The 23,132-nt window shown below is 57.7% G+C and carries 25 protein-coding genes and 1 pseudogene; 7 read left to right on the top strand and 19 right to left on the bottom strand.

Annotated elements, in window-relative coordinates; translation table 11 throughout:
• From ACR3EP_RS16910 to ACR3EP_RS16880, 7 genes are all read right to left on the bottom strand, one after another.
• Positions 1-729: an SDR family oxidoreductase gene (locus tag ACR3EP_RS16910; protein ID WP_480638730.1), complete on the bottom strand. Its 729-nt coding sequence runs from the start codon at positions 727-729 to the stop codon at positions 1-3.
• On the bottom strand, positions 726-2,258 hold the full coding sequence (locus ACR3EP_RS16905; RefSeq protein WP_480638729.1) for an ATP-dependent DNA helicase: 1,533 nt from the start codon (positions 2,256-2,258) through the stop codon (positions 726-728). The genes ACR3EP_RS16910 and ACR3EP_RS16905 overlap by 4 nt, the downstream gene beginning before the upstream one ends.
• Positions 2,259-2,318: 60 nt before the next feature.
• Positions 2,319-2,957, bottom strand: coding sequence for an acyl-homoserine-lactone synthase (locus tag ACR3EP_RS16900; protein ID WP_480638728.1), 639 nt, complete (start codon positions 2,955-2,957; stop codon positions 2,319-2,321).
• A gap of 84 nt (positions 2,958-3,041) precedes the next feature.
• Positions 3,042-3,761: a helix-turn-helix transcriptional regulator gene (locus ACR3EP_RS16895; protein WP_170361413.1), complete on the bottom strand. Its 720-nt coding sequence runs from the start codon at positions 3,759-3,761 to the stop codon at positions 3,042-3,044.
• Positions 3,700-3,918, bottom strand: a complete 219-nt coding sequence (locus tag ACR3EP_RS16890) for a hypothetical protein (RefSeq protein ID WP_170350439.1) — start codon at positions 3,916-3,918, stop codon at positions 3,700-3,702. Before ACR3EP_RS16890 ends, ACR3EP_RS16895 begins: the two co-directional genes overlap by 62 nt.
• 206 nt (positions 3,919-4,124) lie before the next feature.
• On the bottom strand, positions 4,125-5,411 hold the full coding sequence (gene ccrA, locus ACR3EP_RS16885; protein ID WP_170412729.1) for a crotonyl-CoA carboxylase/reductase: 1,287 nt from the start codon (positions 5,409-5,411) through the stop codon (positions 4,125-4,127).
• A gap of 134 nt (positions 5,412-5,545) precedes the next feature.
• Positions 5,546-6,910: a 1-acyl-sn-glycerol-3-phosphate acyltransferase gene (locus ACR3EP_RS16880; RefSeq protein WP_480638727.1), complete on the bottom strand. Its 1,365-nt coding sequence runs from the start codon at positions 6,908-6,910 to the stop codon at positions 5,546-5,548.
• Positions 6,911-7,045: 135 nt separating this feature from the next.
• On the opposite strand from ACR3EP_RS16880, the pseudogene ACR3EP_RS16875 reads away from it, so the two are divergent.
• From ACR3EP_RS16875 to deoD, 3 genes and pseudogenes are all read left to right on the top strand, one after another.
• A pseudogene (locus ACR3EP_RS16875) lies at positions 7,046-9,022 on the top strand (methylmalonyl-CoA mutase family protein); the annotation flags it as partial.
• Positions 9,023-9,145: 123 nt separating this feature from the next.
• On the top strand, positions 9,146-9,463 hold the full coding sequence (locus ACR3EP_RS16870) for an H-NS histone family protein (protein WP_170361622.1): 318 nt from the start codon (positions 9,146-9,148) through the stop codon (positions 9,461-9,463).
• Positions 9,464-9,480: 17 nt separating this feature from the next.
• Entirely contained in the window at positions 9,481-10,194 is a 714-nt protein-coding gene (gene deoD, locus ACR3EP_RS16865) for a purine-nucleoside phosphorylase (RefSeq protein WP_480638726.1), read from the top strand.
• A 258-nt stretch (positions 10,195-10,452) separates the two neighbouring features.
• Here deoD and ACR3EP_RS16860 read toward each other — a convergent pair whose 3' ends face one another.
• The 11 genes from ACR3EP_RS16860 to ACR3EP_RS16810 form a co-directional block, all read right to left on the bottom strand.
• On the bottom strand, positions 10,453-10,593 hold the full coding sequence (locus ACR3EP_RS16860; protein WP_170350605.1) for a hypothetical protein: 141 nt from the start codon (positions 10,591-10,593) through the stop codon (positions 10,453-10,455).
• A gap of 155 nt (positions 10,594-10,748) precedes the next feature.
• A complete protein-coding gene (locus ACR3EP_RS16855) occupies positions 10,749-10,997 on the bottom strand; it encodes a hypothetical protein (protein WP_480638725.1) in 249 nt (82 codons plus the stop codon).
• A gap of 88 nt (positions 10,998-11,085) precedes the next feature.
• Positions 11,086-11,865, bottom strand: coding sequence for a succinate dehydrogenase iron-sulfur subunit (locus tag ACR3EP_RS16850; RefSeq protein WP_170350606.1), 780 nt, complete (start codon positions 11,863-11,865; stop codon positions 11,086-11,088).
• Between the two features lie 12 nt (positions 11,866-11,877).
• Positions 11,878-13,686: a succinate dehydrogenase flavoprotein subunit gene (gene sdhA / locus ACR3EP_RS16845; RefSeq protein WP_170377745.1), complete on the bottom strand. Its 1,809-nt coding sequence runs from the start codon at positions 13,684-13,686 to the stop codon at positions 11,878-11,880.
• Between the two features lie 22 nt (positions 13,687-13,708).
• Positions 13,709-14,080, bottom strand: a complete 372-nt coding sequence (locus tag ACR3EP_RS16840; RefSeq protein WP_480638724.1) for a succinate dehydrogenase, hydrophobic membrane anchor protein — start codon at positions 14,078-14,080, stop codon at positions 13,709-13,711.
• An 11-nt stretch (positions 14,081-14,091) separates the two neighbouring features.
• Positions 14,092-14,475 (bottom strand): succinate dehydrogenase, cytochrome b556 subunit, encoded by a 384-nt coding sequence (gene sdhC / locus ACR3EP_RS16835; protein ID WP_170350610.1) that lies wholly within the window; start codon positions 14,473-14,475, stop codon positions 14,092-14,094.
• 207 nt (positions 14,476-14,682) lie between these two features.
• On the bottom strand, positions 14,683-15,351 hold the full coding sequence (locus ACR3EP_RS16830; protein ID WP_480638723.1) for a DUF1194 domain-containing protein: 669 nt from the start codon (positions 15,349-15,351) through the stop codon (positions 14,683-14,685).
• 55 nt (positions 15,352-15,406) lie between these two features.
• Complete coding sequence (locus ACR3EP_RS16825; RefSeq protein ID WP_480638722.1) at positions 15,407-16,435, bottom strand: MaoC family dehydratase; 1,029 nt, start codon at positions 16,433-16,435, stop codon at positions 15,407-15,409.
• Entirely contained in the window at positions 16,435-16,641 is a 207-nt protein-coding gene (locus ACR3EP_RS16820) for a DUF1737 domain-containing protein (protein WP_170361397.1), read from the bottom strand. The genes ACR3EP_RS16825 and ACR3EP_RS16820 overlap by 1 nt, the downstream gene beginning before the upstream one ends.
• Before the next feature lie 12 nt (positions 16,642-16,653).
• Entirely contained in the window at positions 16,654-17,208 is a 555-nt protein-coding gene (locus ACR3EP_RS16815; protein ID WP_480638721.1) for an NnrU family protein, read from the bottom strand.
• Positions 17,209-17,215: 7 nt separating this feature from the next.
• Complete coding sequence (locus ACR3EP_RS16810; RefSeq protein WP_480638720.1) at positions 17,216-18,073, bottom strand: HpcH/HpaI aldolase/citrate lyase family protein; 858 nt, start codon at positions 18,071-18,073, stop codon at positions 17,216-17,218.
• Positions 18,074-18,241: 168 nt separating this feature from the next.
• Here ACR3EP_RS16810 and ACR3EP_RS16805 point away from each other — a divergent pair, with 168 nt between their 5' ends.
• Positions 18,242-18,541, top strand: a complete 300-nt coding sequence (locus tag ACR3EP_RS16805) for a hypothetical protein (RefSeq protein WP_170397167.1) — start codon at positions 18,242-18,244, stop codon at positions 18,539-18,541.
• On the opposite strand, the gene ACR3EP_RS16800 is transcribed toward ACR3EP_RS16805, so the two are convergent.
• The gene (locus ACR3EP_RS16800; protein WP_425081679.1) at positions 18,538-19,293 is read right to left on the bottom strand and encodes a sulfite exporter TauE/SafE family protein; all 756 of its coding nucleotides are present in this window, start codon (positions 19,291-19,293) and stop codon (positions 18,538-18,540) included. The genes ACR3EP_RS16805 and ACR3EP_RS16800 overlap by 4 nt on opposite strands.
• A 161-nt stretch (positions 19,294-19,454) precedes the next feature.
• On the opposite strand from ACR3EP_RS16800, the gene mdh reads away from it, so the two are divergent.
• The 3 genes from mdh to sucD all read left to right on the top strand — a co-directional run bounded on the left by mdh (position 19,455) and on the right by sucD (position 23,116).
• The gene (gene mdh, locus ACR3EP_RS16795) at positions 19,455-20,417 is read left to right on the top strand and encodes a malate dehydrogenase (protein WP_170350623.1); all 963 of its coding nucleotides are present in this window, start codon (positions 19,455-19,457) and stop codon (positions 20,415-20,417) included.
• 320 nt (positions 20,418-20,737) lie between these two features.
• On the top strand, positions 20,738-21,931 hold the full coding sequence (gene sucC / locus ACR3EP_RS16790) for an ADP-forming succinate--CoA ligase subunit beta (protein ID WP_170350625.1): 1,194 nt from the start codon (positions 20,738-20,740) through the stop codon (positions 21,929-21,931).
• A gap of 303 nt (positions 21,932-22,234) precedes the next feature.
• Positions 22,235-23,116, top strand: coding sequence for a succinate--CoA ligase subunit alpha (gene sucD, locus ACR3EP_RS16785; protein WP_170350627.1), 882 nt, complete (start codon positions 22,235-22,237; stop codon positions 23,114-23,116).
• Positions 23,117-23,132: the final 16 nt, after the last annotated feature.

Below are 23,132 nucleotides of genomic sequence, written 5' to 3'. Positions count from 1 at the left end.
CTAACCGCGCCCGATATAGGGCATCGTTGTTGCCATCACGGTCATGAACTGCACATTCGCCTCGGGCGGCAGGGTCGCCATATGCAGCACCGAGCGTGCTGCATCTTCAACCGCCATGGTCGGGTCGGGCGTCTGACCGGCCTCAACCGCGGCATCCACCAGTCCCTGTACCATCTGCGTGCGCGCGTTGCCGATGTCGATCTGACCGCAAGCAATTCCGAGGTCCCGCCCGTCCAGCGACAGACTGCGGGTCAGACCGGTGATGGCATGTTTCGTGGTCGTGTAGTGCACCGAGTTCGGGCGCGGCACATATGCGGCAATCGAGCCGTTGTTGATGATGCGCCCGCCCTGCGGCGACTGATGGCGCATGATCCGAAAAGCCTCGCGCGCGCATAGGAACATGCCGTTCAGATTGACGTTGACGGTTTGATACCAATCCTCCAGCGCGATCTCGTCGATGGTTCCGCCGGGCGCAAAGATGCCCGCATTGTTGAACAACGCGTCCAACCGGCCAGCCTTTTCCTGAAACGCGCCAAAGGCCGCATGGACCGCATCCGCGTCCGTTACATCCGCAACCAATGGGATCGCGTTTGTGCGATCCTTGGCCATCTCGTGCAACGTATCGGCACTGCGCGCCAACAGGCCCACTGTCCAGCCTTCGTTCAAGAACAATTCCGCCGTGGCCCGCCCAATGCCCGAGCTTGCGCCGGTTACTATGATGGATGTCATGTATCTTCAGCCTCCAATGTCAAGGACGCCGCCGGAACCGCGCGCAGATCATCCACACGCAGCGGATGGGTGGGCTTGGCCAGACGGTTGCGCACAACCCAGATCAACCGCTCCTGCGCGCGGGTGATGGCGACATAGGCCAGCCGCTTCCAAAGCGGCTGCCCGGCCTCGGTCCTGCCCATGCGGGCGGCGGCGTAAATATCCGGTGCAAAGACCTGTACCGTGTCCCATTGCGAGCCCTGCGCCTTGTGAATGGTTACCGCCGCGCCATGCAGAAAGGTGGCACCCATGCGGGCGGCGAAGGGGATAAAGGGTTCTTCTTCATCCGGTTTTTCGATCTTGACGATCGAGGCCGCACTGACCTGTGGGTCCTCGGCGCCCATCACGTGCAGGCGTGAAAAGCCCGGCTTGCGCCCCGGTCCCAAATAGATGACTTGCGCGCCTTTGATCAGCCCGCGCGCCTCAAGGTCCAAACGTTTCTTGCGGTGTTTCAACGGCAGTTCGATGCCATCACAGATCAGTGGTTCACCTTCCAGCAGCTCGGTCTCAGGCGCGCCGTGAACTTGCCGAAACGCCTGAATCAACCGAATGCGTGTGGCGTTGCGCCAGACCAGAACCGGGCTGCGGGCCATCAGATCAACCTCGACCCGCTGACCCCAGACCACGCGGTCATCCTGACGGGCGGTTTGTTCTATAAGACGTTCGAAATCCTCGAACCCCATCTTGGGGTCTGCCAGCGCGTGGGCCAGATCCAGGATAGGATTGTCCGCATCTTGCCGGTGGACCCGGTGCAGGATCTGTTTGCGCGGCTCGGGCAAAGCGTCAAACACCATGCTGCCCGATTGATTGACAGGGGCCAGCTGCGCAGGGTCACCAAATAACAACAAGGTCGGAAAAATCTCTTGCAGGTCCTCGAATTGCCGGTCGTCCAGCATCGAGGCCTCATCGACGAACCCGATATCCAATGGCTCGTCTCGACGTTTCCAGCCGGTGATGAAATCGGACCCGCGCAATCCGGCGGCGGCCAAGGCACCAGGGATCGATTTATTATTCGCATAAAACGCCGCTGCCCGGTCCAACGCCTCGTCCGTCAGACCTTCGATCTCGGGGCGTTCGTCATTGCCCGCCAGCCATTCGGCGATGCGTTCATATTCCGGGTCATAAACCGGGGTATAGAGAATGCGGTGAATGGTCGTTGCAGGGACCCCGCGCAGGCGCAACACGCTGGCGGCCTTGTTGGTGGGGGCCAGGATCGCAAGGCTGCGCTTTTCCTTCGCTTTGCGGCTTTCGAAATCACCCGACACAATCTGAACACCGGTTTCGGCCAAAGCCTTGTACAGCTCGGCCAGCAACAGGGTCTTGCCCGAGCCGGCTTTGCCGATCACCGCCATCACACCGGATTTGCCGTTGCCCGGCAATTTCAGCAGGGCATCATCATCCAGATCTACACCGGCTGATCGCAGCATTTCAGAGATGCTGTCATAGGCGGCCGCCTGGTCGTCAGAGAAGGTCACGGGGGGCAAAGACATGGCGCGACCCTACAGGGCCGCGCCAGCTATCACCAGAGAGGGATTGGGCTTTTCGCCTGATCAGGCCGACAGAGAAAAGCGATGCTGCCGTCCGATCCCGAATGCCGTCTTGAACCACAGCCGCGACAGCTCTCGCGGGATCCCCGCGCGTTCGGCCACGCGGTTGCAATCATCGGCAGAATAGGGCCACAGCCCGACCGAAATCTGATCACGCCCATGCCCTTCGGTCCCCAGAACCACCGGGGACGATCCAATCAGGCGGTAAATCCGAATCATGCGTGCATCAAAGACTCCGGCGATATGGGTCAGGCCGAACCCTTCCATCATCTCACCGCCGCTTAGCATGATGGCGCCCGCGGTGTGCGAGCTGGCCGTGCGCGACAGGCAGAACCTTGTGACCTCCCAAATCAGCGGGCTGCAGACTGGTTTGCCACCGGTCAGATGGCCGAACACCTCGTTCACCATGACCGGGCCGGTGGTCGGCAACACGCGCATTGAGCCTCCATGACTGCCGTCTTCTTCTTCCCAGATGACATAAAGCGGGTTCAGATCGTCATACCGATCCCGCTCTTCCCCTTTTTCGTTAACGTGTACGTCCCAACCCAACCGGGTTTTGAACTGATCCGCGCGATCCCGGAACATCCCTTCGGCCAGATCCGGAAACTTTTGCAGCTCATCCGCATACAAATAGCGCAACATGACTTTTTTCCCCTTGTCGTCCTGTGCAGGAACGAAGGGGGTACAAAGTCATAGTTAATTTCCCGTTCTGAGGGCGCGCGCCTCTTAAACCACTATTAATCCTCGGCTGAGCGCTGTGGCGATGGCGTGAGTGGTGTTCTGCGCCCCAAGCTTCGCCCGGGCGCCTTCGATATAGACCCGTAGCGTATGTTCAGAGATAGACAGCGAATGGGCCACCTGGGCCCGGCTGTACCCCAGCGCCAGCAAGGTCATCGCGTCGACTTCGCGTGGCGACAGACTGCGGGCAGAGTCGGGCTGTCGGTCAACTTCGAATTCCAGCGCTTTGCGATTGAAATAATGCGCGATCAGGATCAGCTCACGACCATGACGCTCGATGAAACGCTGCCAGGTTTCATCATCACAGGTATGGTTGACCGTAAACAAGGCGAATTGCCCGTTCGGCCCCCGGATCGGGATGGAATAGCCTTGATTGCCGACACCGTGGCTTTGTGCGTCTTGCAGAAATGCCTTGGCCACTTTGCTGGACCAATCCAGCGTTTTCCAATCGACCGGGTGGAACCGCTGAAAGCACCCCAGGATGACCGGATCAATGCGGTGATAACTCTTTTCCAGATATCGCTCTGCCCAAGCATCGGGATAGGTCGTATAGCCGTACTGATCCCCGGCACCATCGACCCAGTGGTATATAAGGTGCTCGACTTTCAGCCGGTCACGCAATCTGATTGCGACGCCACTTAATTCATCAAGCGTGCTGGTGTTTTCCAAGTCCTCCAGGACTTGGCTCATATCGAGTATTTTTCCCATCCGCCGGCGTCCGTACCTCAGCCTTCATGGACGCGATCTCGGCTGCGGCGATCAGCTTGGTGTCGTCCAGCTGTTCGGCCAGCGCGATCATACCATTCTCAACAGCGAAGGCGTTGAGGTCCGACAACACGTCCAGTATCCACTCATTCTGCGCCATCAGGGTCTCTCCGAAACGGTTAACGAAGGGTTAACACAACCATAACATGTGCAGTATTTTTTTGCCTATTCGCTGCTTTCTACTCCCCCAAAACAGTGGGGTTAATATCTATAACCCCTTAAAATGAATAAACTTACCCTTGAAAAAGTGACGCCCGCGAACCGTTAACACAATTCGCGGGCACCATTACCTGATTTTGGTGCGGCTCAACCGCGGGCGTCCAAAACCTCTTCCAGAGTGCGCATTCCGGTTTGCGGAGCTTGAACCAAGACCGACATGTTGCCCGGCTTATGCTCGTTACGCATCATCTTCATGTGCGCATCGGGTAGCTCATTCCACGAGAACACCTCGGACATGCATGGGTCCAGGCGACGCTCGACCATCAGCTGGTTCGCAGCAGCCGCTTGTTTCAGATGCGCAAAGTGCGAACCCTGCAGACGCTTCTGGTGCATCCACATATAGCGCACGTCGAAGGTCAGGTTATAGCCGGTGGTACCGGCGCAGATCACAACCATGCCGCCCTTTTTCACCACGAAGGTCGACACCGGGAAGGTGCTTTCGCCGGGGTGTTCAAACACCATGTCGACATTGTTGCCCTTGCCGGTAATGTCCCAGATGGCCTTGCCGAACTTGCGTGCTTCTTTGAACCAATCGGCATATTCCGGTGTGTTCACTGTGGGCAATTGGCCCCAGCAGTTAAAGTCTTTGCGGTTCAGAACACCCTTAGCACCCAGACCCATTACAAAGTCACGTTTGCTTTCGTCCGAGATCACACCGATCGCGTTTGCACCCGCAGTGTTGATCAACTGGATTGCATATGAGCCCAGACCACCCGACGCACCCCAAACCAGAACGTTCTGGCCCGGCTTCAGATCGTGTGGCTCGTGACCGAACAGCATCCGGTATGCGGTGGCCAGTGTCAGCGTGTAGCAGGCGCTTTCTTCCCAGGTCAGGTGCTTGGGGCGCGGCATCAGCTGCTGTGCCTGAACATTAGTGAACTGAGCGAACGACCCATCCGGCGTCTCATAACCCCAAATCCGCTGGCTGGTCGAAAACATCGGATCGCCACCATTGCAATGTTCGTCGTCACCGTCATCCTGGTTGCAGTGGATCACGACCTCGTCGCCCACTTTCCAACGCTTGACCTTGTCGCCAACGGCCCAAACGATGCCCGACGCATCCGAGCCGGCGATGTGGAACGGCTGTCCGTGACCATCAAACGGGCTGATCGGTTTACCCAACGACGCCCAGACGCCGTTGTAGTTCACGCCAGCGGCCATCACCAGAACCAGCACCTCGTGGCTGTCCAGCTTGGGGACATCTACCACTTCCAGCTGCATGGCCGTGTCCGGCTCGCCATGGCGTTCCTTGCGGATCGCCCATGCATACATTTGTTTCGGGACAAACCCCATCGGAGGGATTTCACCCATCTCATAGAGGTCTTTTTCCGGTGCCTCGTACGACGCGATGCCGCTATCGGTGTCCAGAGCCATGTTGGCCTCCTTTTCTAAAATCTTTGCCGCAACGCAGAATCGGCGGCTTTACCCGATGAGTATTTTCCATCGAGCAATATTGCAACCCATTTTGAGTTCATTTTGTAATTTTATGACCCAGCGGGTGCAGAAATTTATTTCGCAGGCGCAGAAATCACCTGTTCCGCATCCAACGACGCCGAGGCTGCATAATAGTTCAACAGGTCAACTCTTTGACCTGACGACGATAATTTCCCACCCTCGCGTTTCAGAATGCGGCGATCCACCAATTGCTGAATACTAGCCTCGATTGCACTGTGCTCCAATGGTGTAGAACTTCCGTTGCGTCGCAGCAGTTGGTCTATCAGCGCCACCGCGTCTGTTTCGGCAATTTCGCCCTTTTCACGCACCAACCAACACGTAGCAGGCCCCGGAACCAGCGGAATCGCTTTACCAATGCCCACCATCAAGTCCCGCGCCAGATCGGTCATCAGGTTGGTTTTGTGGTCCGCCCGGAACGCCCGCAGCGAAACAGGCTGGCCGTACCGCACCGAAGCCACGCCGAATCGCTGATAACGACCTACCAACCGTCGGCCGACCTGTTTGATAATCCACCAGGCGATGACCCCGATCCTGGCCCGAAACCTGCGTTCATTTCCCAGCGCCGCTTTGGTCAGGATCGTATCCTCTAGCACGCGGTCATAATTCAGCGCGACGGGTACAAAAACAACGTCCCTACCGTCGGGGGTGGTGGCATCAATGATGTATTTGAGCAGCCCCAGCTTTGGCCGACCCAGTGCGCCGGTCAAGCTAAGACCGCCCTCGGGGAACATGGCTTGTGTCACGCCCGCTTCGGTCGCGTGCCGCACATAGCAAGCCAGCACTTGCCGATAAAGCTCACTGCCCGATTTGCGGCGGATAAAGTAGGCACCCATTGCCCGGATCAAACGGCTGAGCGGCCAGACGCGCGCCCATTCCCCAACCGCATAAGACAGCGCAGACTGTTGCGCCGCCAGATAGGTCACCAACACATAGTCCATATTGCTGCGATGGTTCATGACGAAAACAACAGTCGCCTCTGGGTCAATGTTGCGCAGGGCTTTTTCGTCCATATAGCTAAGACGTACGTTATAAAACGCGTTGCTCAGCATACGAGTCAGGCGGATGGCGATGCTGAAATAGGCTACCGCTGAAAAGGACGGAACGATTTCGCGCGCATAACGACGGGCCGTTTCAAAGGCCACGGCCTCGGGAACACGTTCCTCGCGTGCAAAGTTCTGAACCGCCTGCCCGACCTGCGGGTCATAAATCAGCCGCTGAATCATGTCATGTCGATGCGCCAGCTTGAACGGCTGGATGGGTCGCTGCAGGCGTTTGTTCAGGCGTTTGACTGCCCGCTCAAGCCGGCGGCGAAAAAACCATCGCACCGAAGGGAACAGAAAATGCGAGGCCAGAGTGACCGCGGCAAACACCACGATCAGCAAAAACAGCCAAAGCGGAAGTTCCACGGTCTGAGTCATGCACGCACCCTGCCACCAAACCGGGTCACCTACAATCTGAAGAACCTGAAATGCCGCGACGCAGCGAATTGACATATCCCGAAAATTGCGCTTTAGAGGCCAGTGACGTAATTTTCTTGCCCACCCGCAACACGAGGCCCAGCTATGACGCAGACGCAGAAAGATCGCCCTTGGCTCATCCGAACCTATGCCGGTCATTCCACCGCCAAGGCCTCAAACGCGCTGTATCGCGGGAATTTGGCGAAGGGACAGACCGGTCTTTCCGTGGCTTTCGACCTGCCGACGCAGACCGGTTACGACAGCGATCACACATTGGCGCGCGGCGAGGTCGGCAAGGTTGGCGTTCCGATCAGCCATCTGGGCGACATGCGGGTATTGTTCGATCAGATTCCGTTGGAACAGATGAACACCTCGATGACTATCAACGCCACCGCCCCTTGGTTGCTGGCGCTTTATATCGCTGTGGCCGAGGAACAGGGCGCGGACGTGGCCAAGCTGCAAGGCACCGTGCAGAACGACCTGATCAAGGAATACCTGAGCCGCGGCACCTATGTCTGCCCGCCAAAACCGTCGCTGAAGATGATCGCGGACGTGGCCGAGTATTGCTATACCAACGTGCCGAAATGGAACCCGATGAATGTGTGTTCCTATCACTTGCAAGAAGCCGGCGCGACACCCGAACAAGAGCTGGCCTATGCACTGGCCACGGCCATCGCCGTATTGGATGAGCTGCGCCCCCGCGTCCCAGCCGAGGATTTCCCGGCGCTTTGCGGTCGCATTTCGTTCTTTGTGAACGCGGGCATCCGCTTTGTCACCGAAATGTGCAAGATGCGGGCTTTCGTGGATCTTTGGGACGAGATTCTGCAACAACGCTATGGCGTCGAGGATTCCAAATACCGTCGGTTCCGCTATGGTGTTCAGGTCAACTCGCTGGGCCTGACCGAGCAGCAGCCCGAAAACAACGTCTATCGCATCCTGATCGAAATGCTTGCCGTGACCTTGTCGAAAAAGGCCCGGGCCCGTGCTGTGCAATTGCCCGCATGGAATGAAGCGTTGGGTTTGCCACGCCCGTGGGATCAGCAATGGTCGATGCGGATGCAGCAAATCCTGGCCTATGAAACCGACTTGCTGGAATATGGTGACCTGTTTGACGGCAACCCCGCCGTGGACGCTAAGGTTAAAGAGCTGAAAGCAGGCGCGCGGGCTGAATTGGACAACCTCGAATCGATGGGCGGCGCGGTGGCGTCGATCGAATACATGAAATCCCGTCTGGTCGATTCCAACGCCGAACGCCTGAACCGGATCGAACGCAATGAAACCGTCGTGGTCGGGGTGAACAAATGGACACAGGGCGAACCCTCACCGCTGGAGACCGAAGATGGCGGTATCATGGTTGTCGACCCAGCTGTCGAGCAAGAACAAATCAACCGCCTGAATGAATGGCGCGCAGATCGTGACGACGCAGCCGTCAAGGCGGCTTTGGCCGCACTACGTGAGGCCGCGCGATCCGGCACCAACGTGATGGAACCGTCAATCGCCGCCGCCAAGGCAGGTGTCACCACCGGCGAGTGGGCTGAAGAAATGCGCAAGGTCTACGGCACTTATCGCGGTCCGACCGGCGTGTCCGGTTCAGTGTCTAACAAGACCGAAGGGTTGGAGGATCTGCGCGCTGCTGTTGATGCGGTCAGTGACAAACTGGGGCGCCGCCTGAAATTCCTGGTGGGTAAGCCGGGATTGGACGGCCATTCAAACGGAGCCGAGCAAATCGCCTTCCGCGCCCGCGATTGCGGCATCGACATCAGCTATGAAGGCATTCGCCTGACACCCGAGGAAATCGTCACGGCTGCCATTGAAGACAAGGCCCATGTCATCGGTCTGTCGATTCTGTCCGGCAGCCACATCCCATTGGTGCAAGACGTCATGACCCGCCTGCGCGAAGCCGGGCTGAACGATGTCCCTGTCGTGGTCGGGGGGATCATTCCCGATGATGATGCAGCGAAACTCAAGGCAATGGGCGTTGCCAAAATCTATACGCCCAAGAACTTTGAGTTGAATGTAATCATGGGCGATATCGTAACTCTGGTCGATCCGCAAAATATCGCGGCTGAATAGTTCAACCCTTTTTGGGAAATCTCTGTTTCTATTCCCCTTCACGAGGGGATAGATAAATTTCGGATTAGGAATTACGGTGGGCTATTGCGTCCACGTATGACGAAGTGCGGAACGGAGAAAAAAATGGCGATCAGCCTAGATAAAATGTCTCGAAAAGAACTGCTTGAATTGCGCGACAAGGTGGAAATCGCGCTTAAAAATGCGGAAAAGCGTGATCGCAAAGAGGCTTTGAAAGCGGCCGAAAAGGCCGCCGCCGAGTTTGGGTTTTCACTTTCAGATCTGTCTGGCAATGGCTCAAAATTACCTAAGAGTTCAAAGGCCAACGCAAAGTACAAAAATCCCTCCAACCCCGAACAAACCTGGTCGGGCCGAGGCCGCAAACCGCAATGGGTTCATGACGCGTTAAAAGCCGGGGCAGATATTTCGGATTTGGAAATCTGACAGGAATTGAGTGAAAAATGACAATTCATATTGGCGCAGAAAAAGGTGAAATTGCTGAAACCGTTTTAATGCCCGGTGATCCCTATCGGGCGAAATGGGCGGCAGAAACCTTTTTGCAGGATGCCAGGCTGGTCAATAACGTGCGGGGCATGCTGGGTTTCACCGGAACCTGGAAAGGAAACCCGGTTTCAATTCAGGGCAGCGGCATGGGGATGCCGTCCTTGTCGATTTACGCCAATGAACTGATCCGCGATTTTGGTGCTAAAACCCTGATCCGCATCGGATCGTGCGGCGGGATGCAGGACAGTGTCAATATCCGCGATGTGATCTTGGCGATGACCTCGACCACGCTAAGCACACCATCACGCGGCATTCTGAAAGAACTGAACTTTGCCCCCTGCGCCGACTGGGGTTTGCTACAGGCGGCGGCTCAGGCGGCGGCTGCGAAAGGGACACCCACGCATATCGGCGGGATTTATTCGTCGGACGTGTTTTATGACGAACGACCTGATTTGAACGAACAGATGGTGCGACACGGCATTCTGGGGGTCGAAATGGAGGCCGCCGAATTGTATATCCTCGCCGCGCGTCACGGTTGCCGCGCGCTGGCCGTTCTGACCGTGTCCGATCACCTGCTGACGGGTGAGGCACTGCCGTCGTCCGAACGCGAAAGCAGCTTTGGGGATATGGTGGAAATCGCGCTGCAAGCAGCATTTCCCGACGCGGCATAGCCACAGATAGGGCGAATGATCGCCCTGCTGTCCTATTTCCCTTTCAGGCAACTGGTCGGTGTATTCGCGCCTTCGTGCTGTGCCCCGCAATAGGCACAAACCCAAACGCCTTCCATGCGGTGCTGCCGCCATCGGCAATCGCGCGTCAACGACGACGTCCGTGATCGCCAGATAAAATAGGCGAACACTCCGGCCGCCAGTACTAACAACAGAATGGGCATGCTTATGCATTGCCCAATCCAAGGATAAATTCAAGCGTTAGGCGGCGTTTGCGTATTCGAACAATTCAGGCTCGTGAACCTCAGCCACCGGCGCAGGTTCCGGCGTGTAATATGCCCAAGCCTGTTCTAGCAGTTCCAGAGCCTCGGCAGCGTTCGTTTTTGAGTTTTGGTCGTGCATCGGAGCGATCCCGTTTCGGTTCCATCACTCCTCCCATGTTGAAAGGTTAAGCAGTCCAACAACTGACTTCATCACATCTTTTTGCAATCTCGGCATGACAAAACTGCATAAAAGGCTGGCACTTGCATCTGCCAGCCTTTCTCGTTTTTCGCCAATTACGCGGTCATACAAGCATTCGCTTTAGCGGCTTGTTCTTCGCTGACGCCGTTGCCGGGCACGAACACCTCAGTCTGCTTACCATCCTGAAGGGTGTATTGAGTGGTAAATGCCCCCCCAATTCCGGCCTGTTTTGCACAGTCTACCTGTTTGAATGCTAAGTCCGCCCGGTCGCTGCCCGATCCACCACACGCTGAAAGAATGGTGATGGCAGAAATTGAAAAGGCTTTTAGTAGTCTTTGGGTCATTGATGTACTCCGACATTACAATGCCCGCATAACACGAAAAAACCCGGAGCGTTTCCACCCCAGGTTTTGTCTTCTTTTGTGGCTGTGATCAAACGGACCGATCGACCATCATCTTCTTGATCTCGGCAATTGCCTTGGCCGGGTTCAGACCCTTGGGACAGGTCTTGGCACAGTTCATGATCGTATGGCAGCGGTACAGCTTGAAGGGATCTTCCAGCTCGTCCAGACGCTCACCCGTGGCTTCATCGCGGCTGTCGATGATCCAACGATAGGCATGCAGCAAAGCGGCGGGCCCAAGGTAGCGATCGCCGTTCCACCAGTAACTCGGGCACGAGGTCGAGCAGCTGGCGCACATCACACATTCATACAAACCATCCAGCTTTTTGCGGTCTTCGATCGACTGCTTCCACTCTTTCGCGGGGCGGTTGGTCTTGGTTTCCAACCACGGCATGATCGAAGCGTGCTGGGCATAGAAATGCGTCAGATCGGGGATCAGGTCTTTGACTACCGGCATATGCGGCAGCGGATAGATTTTCACGTCACCCTTGATCTCATCCATACCGTAGATACAGGCCAGCGTGTTGATCCCGTCGATATTCATCGCGCAGGAACCGCAGATGCCTTCGCGGCACGACCGGCGGAAGGTCAGGGTCGGATCGATCTCATTCTTGATCTTGATCAGCGCGTCCAGAATCATCGGCCCGCAGCTGTCCATATCAACGAAATAGGTGTCGAGCTGGGGGTTTTTTCCATCATCCGGGTTCCAGCGATAGATCTGGAACTTACGCACATTGGTCGCGCCTTCGGGTTTGGGCCAAGTTTTGCCCGTCGTGATGCGCGAATTCTTTGGGAGGGTCAGTTGTACCATAAGTTCCTCTCCTTAGAACGTCCGCGCCTTCGGCGCGATTTTCTTGAGGCTGATGCCACCTTCTTCTTCGGTGGTCAGCGGATCGGCTATGACCGGGCGATAGCTGAGCTCAACCTTGTTGCCCTCAACCCGCGAAACGGTATGGACACGCCAGTTTTCGTCGTCACGCTCGGTGAAGTCTTCATGCGCATGGGCACCGCGGGACTCCTTGCGTGCCTCGGCACCAACGATGGTGGCCAGCGCGCTTGGCATCAGGTTGGTCAGTTCCAGAGATTCCATCAGATCACTGTTCCACACCAACGAGCGGTCGGAGACCTTCAGGTCGTCCATCTTGGCCGCGATCACCGTCATCTTTTCGACGCCCTCGGCCATGGTCTTGGCGGTCCGGAATACGGCTGCGTCTTCCTGCATGGTCCGCTGCATCTCAAGCCGCAGATCGGCGGTAGGGATTGCGCCGCTCGCATTCCGCACAGCATCAAACCGGTCAAACGCCTTGTCGACCGACGCTTGGTTCAGAACCGGGTTCGACGCTTTGGCATCGACAACTTCACCGGCCCGGATCGCGGCCGCCCGGCCAAACACCACAAGGTCAATCAGCGAGTTCGAGCCCAAACGGTTCGCGCCATGGACCGAGGCACAACCCGCTTCACCCACGGCCATCAGGCCCGGTACAACAGCCGTTGGGTTATCGGCTGTGGGGTTCAGAACCTCGCCCCAATAGTTGGTCGGAATGCCACCCATGTTATAGTGCACGGTCGGCAGGACCGGGATCGGTTCCTTGGTCACGTCCACACCTGCAAACACACGCGCCGATTCCGATATGCCCGGCAGACGTTCCGCCAGTGCTTCGGCAGGTAGGTGGCTGAGGTTCAGGTGAATGTGATCGCCGTTGTCACCATGGCCACGGCCTTCACGGATCTCCATGGTCATCGAACGCGAAACATAGTCGCGCGGCGCAAGGTCTTTGTATTGGGGCGCGTAACGCTCCATGAACCGTTCACCTTCCGAATTAGTCAGGTAGCCACCCTCGCCCCGTGCGCCTTCGGTGATCAGGCAGCCCGAACCGTAGATGCCGGTCGGGTGGAACTGCACGAATTCCATATCCTGCAGCGCCAGGCCCGCCCGGGCCACCATACCGCCGCCGTCACCAGTACAGGTATGGGCCGACGTCGCGCTAAAATAGGCACGGCCGTAGCCGCCGGTCGCCAGTACCACCATCTTGGCGTTGAAGACGTGCATCGTTCCGTCGTCAAGCTTCCAGCAGACGACACCCTGACACTGCCCGTCCTCGGACATGATCAGATCGATGGCGAAATACTCGATGTAGAACTCGGCGTTGTTCTTCAGTGACTGACCATACAGCGTGTGCAGGATCGCGTGGCCTGTCCGGTCAGCGGCGGCGCAGGTACGCTGCACGGCAGGACCTTCGCCGAATTCGGTTGTGTGACCACCGAAGGGGCGCTGATAAATCTTGCCTTCTTCAGTCCGGCTGAAGGGCACGCCATAGTGCTCCAGCTCATACACCGCTTTGGGTGCTTCACGGGCCAGATATTCCATCGCGTCAGTGTCACCCAACCAGTCCGAGCCCTTGACGGTATCGTACATGTGCCACTGCCAGTGGTCCGGTCCCATGTTAGACAGAGATGCCGCGATGCCGCCTTGCGCCGCAACCGTGTGCGAGCGTGTCGGGAACACTTTGGTGACGCATGCAGTGCGTAGGCCCTGTTCGGCCATGCCCAGCGTCGCCCGCAGACCTGCACCACCTGCGCCTACGACAACGACGTCGTATTCGTGGGTTTCATATTCATATGCTGCTGTCATTGTTCTTGTTCCTTACCGCGCATCACAGGGCGAGCTTGACCAGAGCGAACAGCCCGGCCGCGATCAGCGTGTAGCCCAGGGCCCACATTGCAACGAGCGAGACTTTCTCGAGAACACCATGGACATAATCTTCGATGGTTTCCTGCGCCTCATACATCAGCTGTTGCATGCCCACGACCAAAGTCAGAGCGGTCACAATTGCCGGGAATGGGCGGTTGAAATAGGCGACGACTTCTTCGTATGTGCCGCCGATACCGGCCCCGAAGGTGAAGATGAAGATCGGAACCAGCACGGTCAGGATCATCGCCCGGACCATGGTGCGCCAATGTGTTTGTGTGCCGGATTTCCCTGCGCCCAGACCCTGCGCGCGTTTACGGTCAGTCAGATATCGCATGTGCCGTCCCCTTAAACCGCAATCACAGTGATAATGGTCAGGATGGTCGCACCGACGAACATGCCTAGACCCAGTTTCTCAGAGACCTCAACATCAAGGCAGTAGCCGAAATCCCAAAAGACGTGACGCAGACGACCCAGCGTGTGATACCAAAGCGCCCAGGTGGCCAAGGTCAGGAGGATGTCGCCGAACCAGCTGCGCAGAAAACCGTCGATGGCCAGAAACGCGCTTTCCGATGTCGAAGCGGCCAACAGCCACCAGACGATCAGGATTGCAACGGCAAAGGCGCCCAATCCCGAGAGGCGAACCATGATCGACGACAACGAAGTCATCTGGGGGCGATAGATCATAATGTGTGGCGAGAGCGGGCGGTTGCCCCGATTGACATCGGCCATGTCGGCTCCTCTTTCGTTGGCTACCGGTCGTTTTACTGTTTTTTGCCCTTCTGTCACGTGCTGCATGCGCAAAAATGGGTAAAAAGGGTTCAAAATAGCAGATTTCATCAGTTTGTGATCACGCAAAATATTACTGTGATCACAAAAACTCTTCCAAGCCTTGAATGTTAGCGTTTTCAGGGAACAAGCATTGTGATCACGAATCTGCTACTGCTGCTCCAAAGCCGCTGATTGCTGTGTAACTTCGCGCAACAGCTTCTTTCGAATCCGTTCGGGGTAATCGGCAAACCCCGCTGCCGACACCACAAATGCGCCCTCGCCGACAATGACATTTTCAAAGAAATAGGCGGTAAGGTCCGGTTCGCTTTCCTCGATCGCAATTGCGTTTACTGTCACCCCGCGTGTGCGCAACGCCCTGTGCGTCTCGGTTGGTTCGACACCCTCGTTCGACACCCCATCGCCCGAAATGTCTATCAGATGCCGTTTGCAATCCGCCACCGCATCGAAGCTGGACATGGTCATCTCAAGCGCTTCACCGATTGCGGTTGAAAAGTTGCGCCAAACCCTGGGGTCGTCGGCAACTTGATCGGCAAACCGTTCAAGCGTGTCAAAGCTATCGATCCGGGTCCACGGGATCGTCACCTTTTGACGCGAGGACCCGGTCCACTGCACCAGCATCAACTGTGCCTGCCCCCGCACCAGCGCCTCGGACACCAAGGGGTCGCGCAGCCCGGCGGCCAGCCCATCCATCTGAATCCGGTATTCCGTCGTATCGACCGAACCGGATACGTCCACTGCCAAAGCCAACGCCAGATCGCACGCGACGGCGGGCGGCGTCAGAAACAGGCAGGCAGCAAGTGATCGAAGCGGGACCATGATCGCAGCCTAGCATGATTGACGCAGGCTGCGATCAAATGAATGTGGGGCGTGCTCAGATTGGCATCAGCGCCCAATAATCAAGGTCCAACAGGACGTTCTGCTGATACCGGCCATCTTCGTTTTTCAGCGCAAACGCCTCTCCACCCTTTGTCGCGACCAGCCGCAGACGGATGGCCCCCACGCCCGGCACACCGGTTTCGGCCTTGTCCAGAACCTCGGACCAAGCCTTGATTGTGTCGCCTGCGAAGCAGGGGTTGGCATGGGCGCCGCCGTTCAGGCCGACAATCATCTGCGCATTGGCCAGGCCGTTAAATGACAATGTCCGCGCCATCGAAATCACGTGGCCGCCATAAATCAAACGACCATCGGGCCGGAAGGTCAGGTCGAAATGCACCTTGGCTGTGTTCTGCCACAGCCGGGTGGCAAGCATATGCTCGGCCTCTTCCACCGTCACGCCATCGACATGATCAATGGTTTCGCCAATCTCGTAATCACCCCAACGATGCGCCTCGCCCGACTGGGCAAAATCGTAATTCGAGAAATCCAACCCCGCGGGCACCACCAGATCTTTTGGCTCAAGTACCTTTTTCAGGTCCGGCACAACCGCCTCGGGCGCGGGGGCGTCAAGGTTCGATTTGCGCACCATCACCCAGCGGACATATTCGATCACGACCTCATCGCGCTGATTCAGGCCACGCGTGCGTACCCAGACCACGCCGGTCTTGCCGTTCGAATTCTGCTTGACCCCGATTACCTCGGATTCAGAGCGCAGCGTATCGCCGGGATAGACCGGCAACAGCCAGCGCCCCTCGGCATATCCCAGATTGGCAACCGCGTTCAGCGAGATGTCTGGCACGGTCTTGCCAAACACCACGTGGAAAGCAGCCAGATCGTCAATCGGGCTTTGCTGCAAGCCGCAATTCCGAGCAAATTCATCCGACGAATACAGCGCGTGCCGCGCCGGGTAGAGCCCATGGTACAGCGCCCGCTCTCCGTCGGTTACAGTACGCGGCACGGCGTGATGCAGCACCTGACCAACAGAGTAGTCTTCGAAAAAACGGCCCGGATTTGTCTTTGCCATTATTGCTGTCCCAGTTTCATATCGGAGGAATAGTCGGCCTCGACCTCTTTGGTCACAGCCTGCGCACACCGCATCATGCGGCTGTTTTCGTCATAGGCGTAAGACGGGCCGCCATACAGCTCCCACCCTTTTGCCAAGGCGTCTGACACTTTGTGGCAGAAGGCGGATGTGTCTTCCTCGGTCAGCAGGCGATAAAGTTTTGCCATGATATCACTTCCTTAAGATGGGAACGGAGACGGACCAACCAGCCCGTGAATATATCCGATCACACCCAACAACACGATCGAGGCGACAAAGAACATCGCGTCCTTGCCATAGGTACCGGGTTCACCGGGTGTCCAATCGGGCTCGGACTTGTTGATCACAATGACCTCGACAACAGCCCAGGCCAACAGCCCGCCGAACAGAATGATCGAGGCCAAATCGCCGTTAACCAGCAAATGCGCAAAAGCCCACAGCTTGAACCCGCCCAGCATTGGGTGGCGAAGCTTGTTCAACAGGCGACCCTTGGTGCCTGCGGGGCTCATCATATAGATCGCGATCAACACCAACAGATTGTTTACGTGGATCATGAAGGATGGTGGTGCCCAGACGAAAACGGTATCGGTCATGCGATAGCCGAAGATCATCAGCAGGATTGCCACGACCAGCGCCAGCGCAACCGCGCCTTTGCCCGCGCTGCCCATCGCCGCGCGCTGCGCCGGCATGACGCGTTGGAACAGATGAGCGGCCCACCACAGTGCCACCCCAAGGATCAGAAGAACAAAGCCCATTGCTGGCTTACCCCGCTTGCAAAGCTGAAATCGCCTCTGCTTTTGCCAGAATTTCGCGGGCTGTTACAACATGCAGGTTTTCAACGATCTTCCCATCCACGACGGCAACGCCCTGCCCTTGTGCCTCGGTCTCTTCAAACGCTGCAATCTGACGGCGGGCCAAGTCGATCTCGGCCTCTGACGGCGCATAGGCCGCGTTGGTGATGTTGACCTGCGCCGGGTGGATCAGCGTCTTGCCGTCAAAACCCATGTCACGGCCTTGTTCGCATTCTGCGGCCAGACCACCCTCATCCTTGAATGCGTTGTAGACACCATCCACGATGATCAGCCCATGGGCCTTGGCGGCCAACACGCACAGGCCCAGCGATGTCATCAACGGCAGACGGTCCGGACGGAACCGGGTTTGCAGATCTTTGGCCAGATCGTTGGTGCCCATGACAAAGCCTGCCATCAACGGATGCGCTGCAATCTCGGCCGCGTTCAACATCCCTTGCGGAGTTTCCATCATCGCCCAGATCGGCATGTCGCCGGTGATCGCGGCCAGCGCGTCCACGTCAGCGGCCGAACCCACCTTGGGCAACAACACGGCATCCGCGTCCATCTCGCGTACGGCTTCGGCGTCGGCACGGCCCCATTCGGTATCCAGCCCGTTGATGCGCACGATCCTGACCCGGTCACCATACCCGCCAGCAGCCAGTGCCGCCCTGAGCGTTTCGCGCGCATTGACCTTTTCGTCGGCGGCAACGGCATCTTCAAGATCAAAGATGATCGCATCCACCGGCAGGGTGCGGGCCTTGTCCAGCGCCCGATCGCGCGAGCCGGGGATATAGAGAACGGAACGATAGGGGCGCTGACGGGGGTCCATTGGCCTCTCCCTTTGAAAGAATGTTGCGCGGAATGGGGCATTTTTTGTCGGAAAGTTCAAGGGCAAAATCGCCGCGCTGCAGCATTTACGACGCAACGTGCGGAGCTTTAACCGGATTTCTGCCCGCCGGACGCACTCTGATTGCTATGGAATCGAAAGGGGTGCCTGATGAAAACGACGCTGTTCAAGATGACGATGGGCCTTGGGATCATGGTTCTGGCCGCACAACAGGTACAGGCCCGCACCTGTGCCCCGCGCGAAGACATAGTGAAGCGCCTGACCGAGACCTACGGCGAAACACGCCGCAGTATCGGCGTCGCGCGGCAAGGGACCGTGATGGAGGTTTACGCTTCGGATCAAAGCGGCAGCTGGACGATCACGGTGACATTGCCGGACGGGATAACTTGCCTGGTTGCCTCGGGCCAGGCCTATGATGATATGGCCGAGGCGCTGCCGCCCAACGTCTAGGTCAACGCGTCCCAGATCAGCTTGCTGCCGGTCAATGTCAGCAGCACATAGGCAATGCCAAAAAACAGGCGCTCGGACAGCATGAAATGCGCCCGGACGCCCAGCCATGCGCCCAGGATCGCAAAGGGCGTCAGCAGCAGGTCAGCCCAAGCGGTGTGCCAGGTGAACAGCCCCAGATAGGCATAAGGCACAAACTTCGCGATATTGATGACCCAGAAAACCAGCACGGTCGACGCCTGAAACTGAGTCTTCGTCAAGCGCTGCGACAGCAGATAGACCGCGGCCGGGGGCCCTCCGGCGTGGCTGACGAAACTGGTGAACCCGGCGATCAGACCCGCGAACAGCCCGGCAGGCGGCGGCAGGCGGTTGGCAAAGCCGCGCACCCAGCCTTTGGTCTGCGAAAAATGCCAAATCACAAATCCGACAGAAATTCCGCCGATCAACAATCGCAGCAGGTCATCATTGGTGGCGCGATACAACCACGCCCCCAGCGCAACCCCCGGCACAGCGCCCAGTATTAACAGGCGTGAATCCGGCCAGCTCCACCGTTTCCAGTATGGGCCAAGGGTGGCCACATCGATCACCATCAGGATCGGCAACATCAGCGCAAGCGCCTGCCCGGGTTCAAGTATCAGGGCCAGAATCGACGAGGACGCAAACGCCACCCCCGACCCGAACCCGCCCTTCGAGATTCCGGCAAAGACCACCGCAGGGATCGCCACGGCAAAAAACATCAAGTTCAATTCGAACATGTGGCGTCCTGCAAATTGGCCTGTCTAAAAGGCCGTTTAGCGCAATCACACGGCCGGGTGCAAATGGTATGCGGTTGCATGCCGCGCCCAAGGGTACTTGCGCGAAACCCATTTAACGACTAGCAAAACCGCGATTTCAAAACCGACCGGAGATAATCCAAATGGCCAGACCCAAGATCGCGCTGATCGGCGCAGGTCAGATCGGCGGCACGCTCGCCCACCTCGCAGCAATGAAAGAACTGGGTGACGTCGTCCTGTTCGACATCGCCGAAGGCACCCCCGAAGGCAAGGCGCTGGACATCGCTGAATCCGGCCCGTCCGAAGGCTTTGACGCCAAGCTGAAAGGCACTCAGTCCTACGAAGATATTGCTGGCGCCGACGTCTGCATCGTGACCGCTGGCGTCCCTCGCAAGCCGGGCATGAGCCGCGACGACCTGTTGGGCATCAACCTGAAGGTCATGAAATCTGTCGGCGAAGGCATTGCGGCCAACGCACCCGACGCGTTCGTCATCTGCATCACCAACCCGCTGGACGCGATGGTCTGGGCGCTGCGTGAATTCTCGGGCCTGCCGCACAACAAGGTCTGCGGTATGGCAGGTGTTCTGGATTCGGGCCGCTTTGCTCATTTCCTGGCCGAAGAGTTCAACGTCTCGATGAAAGACGTCACCGCGTTTGTTCTGGGCGGCCATGGCGACACTATGGTGCCGTCGGTCCGTTACTCGACCGTCGCTGGTATCCCGCTGCCTGATCTGGTCGAAATGGGCTGGACCACGCAAGACAAGCTGGACGCTATCGTACAGCGCACCCGTGACGGCGGTGCCGAAATTGTTGGCCTGCTGAAAACCGGTTCGGCCTTCTACGCACCGGCCACGTCGGCAATCGAAATGGCCGAGGCCTATCTGAAAGACCAAAAGCGCGTCCTGCCCTGCGCCGCCTATTGCGATGGTGAGCTGGGCGTCAGCGGCCTGTACGTGGGCGTACCCACCGTGATCGGCGCGGGCGGTATTGAAAGGATCGTCGACATCAACTTGAACGAAGAAGAGCAGGCTGGTTTCGACAATTCGGTCAACGCGGTGAAGGGCCTGATCGAGGCGTGCAAAGGCATCGACAGCTCGCTGGCCTGATCCCTTCTGTGAGAATTCTGAAAGCCGGTCCTTTTCAGGTCCGGCTTTTCTATTGCCCGTTTGCCCAAGTCCGAATGGAGCTACCGAAAATGTTGGCGCAAACGTTTTTAATTTTGTTTTTGAATGTGTTTTTGGCAGGTTTGGTTTCAGATTCGAATCAAGTAACTGCCCGAGAATGAATTGTGATCACACCCCAAAAAACTGTGATCACAAATAACAAAAATCTACGCTAAAAAGCTCTTCGCCGTCAAAAAAGCCTTTATATTTGCGCTCTACAGCCCTCTATAACGGGGTAATCGTAGTCAGACGGGACAGTGTTGATGAACATTCACGAATATCAGGCCAAAGCTCTTCTTCGCAGCTATGGCGCTCCGGTCTCCGAAGGTCGCGCGGTTCTGCGCGCCGAGGAAGCCAAAACCGCAGCCGGTGAACTGGACGGCCCGCTTTGGGTTGTCAAAGCGCAAATCCACGCAGGTGGACGCGGCAAAGGTAGCTTCAAAGAGGCCGATGCCGGTGAAAAAGGCGGCGTGCGTCTGACCAAATCGGTGGAAGAAGCCGCCGAAGAAGCCAAGAAGATGCTGGGCCGCACGCTGGTTACGCATCAGACCGGCCCGGCGGGCAAACAGGTTAACCGCATTTATATCGAAGCCGGTTCCGGCATCGAGCGTGAACTGTACCTGGCCCTGCTGGTGGATCGCCAGACCAGCCGCATTTCCTTCGTCTGTTCGACCGAAGGCGGCATGGACATCGAAGAAGTGGCCGCAGCCACGCCCGAGAAAATCCTGTCCTTCTCGGTTGACCCTGCAACCGGCTATCAGCCCTATCACGGCCGCCGGATCGCCTTCTCGCTGGGTCTGGAAGGCGCTCAGGTCAAGCAATGCGTCAAGCTGATGGGTCAGCTCTATAACGCCTTCGTCGAGAAGGACATGGAGATGCTGGAGATCAACCCGCTGATCGTGTCCGACAGCGGCGACCTCAAGGTGCTGGACGCCAAGGTCGGATTTGACGGCAACGCGGTCTACCGCCACCCCGACATCGCCGAACTGCGCGACACGACCGAGGAAGACCCCAAGGAATTGGAAGCCTCGAAATACGACCTGAACTACATCGCGCTGGATGGTGAGATCGGCTGCATGGTCAACGGTGCCGGTCTGGCGATGGCCACCATGGACATCATCAAGCTCTACGGCGCCGAGCCTGCCAACTTCCTTGACGTGGGCGGTGGTGCGACCAAAGAGAAAGTGACCGAGGCGTTCAAGATCATCACTTCGGACCCGCAGGTCAAAGGCATTCTGGTCAACATCTTCGGTGGCATCATGCGCTGCGACGTCATCGCCGAGGGCGTAGTCGCCGCGGTGAAAGAGGTCGGCCTGCAGGTTCCGCTGGTCGTGCGTCTGGAAGGCACGAATGTCGAGAAAGGCAAAGAGATCATCAACACCTCGGGCCTGGACGTGATCGCGGCGGACAACCTGAAAGACGGTGCCGAGAAGATCGTGAAGGCGGTTAAGGGCTGATGGCGAGGTCTTTCTTGGTTCTGTGTTTGGTGACTTTGGCCGGTTGTGCCGACGAAGCCGCTTTGAACCAAAATAAAGACGCTGAAGAAGCGACTACACGTGCTCCTATCGTTTTCGACTGTCTGGAAGGGCCTGATGCTGAAGCAATGCGCGAGCAATCGCTTGCCACAGGCCGCCCAGTTTCGTGCAACGATGGAGAGAACACTTGGACAATCTCGACCGGTCCAAGCTCCGGCTGACGCAAATTACTGACCCCGCCACATGGCGAGTAAAACGCAAATTTCTCTAAGGAGACTCCAAAAAATGGCAGTCCTCATCGACGAAAATACCAAAGTGATCTGTCAGGGCTTTACCGGCTCGCAGGGCACATTTCACAGCGAACAGGCCATCGCCTATGGCACCAAGATGGTCGGCGGCGTGACCCCTGGAAAAGGTGGGATGACCCATCTTGACCTGCCCGTTTTCAACTCGGTCCACGAGGCCAAGCATGTGACCGAAGCCAATGCCAGCGTGATCTATGTACCGCCGCCCTTCGCGGCGGACTCGATCCTCGAAGCGATTGATGCCGAGATGGAGGTGATCGTCTGCATCACCGAAGGCATCCCGGTTCTGGACATGATGAAGGTGAAACGCGCGCTGGAAGGCTCAAGCTCGCGCCTGATCGGTCCGAACTGTCCTGGCGTGATCACGCCGGATGCCTGCAAGATCGGCATCATGCCCGGTCACATCCACAAGCGCGGTTCGGTCGGCGTTGTGTCCCGCTCGGGCACCCTGACCTATGAGGCCGTCAAGCAGACCACCGATGTGGGTCTGGGCCAGTCCACCTGCGTGGGCATCGGCGGCGACCCGATCAAAGGCACCGAGCATATCGACGTGCTGGAATGGTTCCTGGCCGATGACGAAACCGAGTCGATCATTATGATCGGTGAGATCGGCGGCTCAGCCGAGGAAGAAGCCGCGCAGTTTCTGGCGGATGAAGCCAAGAAAGGCCGCAAAAAGCCGACCGCAGGTTTCATCGCAGGCCGCACAGCCCCTCCGGGCCGCCGCATGGGCCACGCGGGCGCGATTGTCGCCGGCGGCAAGGGCGGCGCCGAGGACAAGATCGAAGCCATGCGCTCGGCCGGTATCGTCGTGGCCGAAAGCCCGGCACAGCTGGGTGAAGCTGTGCTGGAAGCGATTGGGTAAGTGAGCAGTTGCTGGG

The organism is Ruegeria sp. BB10, assembly GCF_056535725.1.
This window is presented reverse-complemented; position numbering and strand designations above follow the sequence as displayed.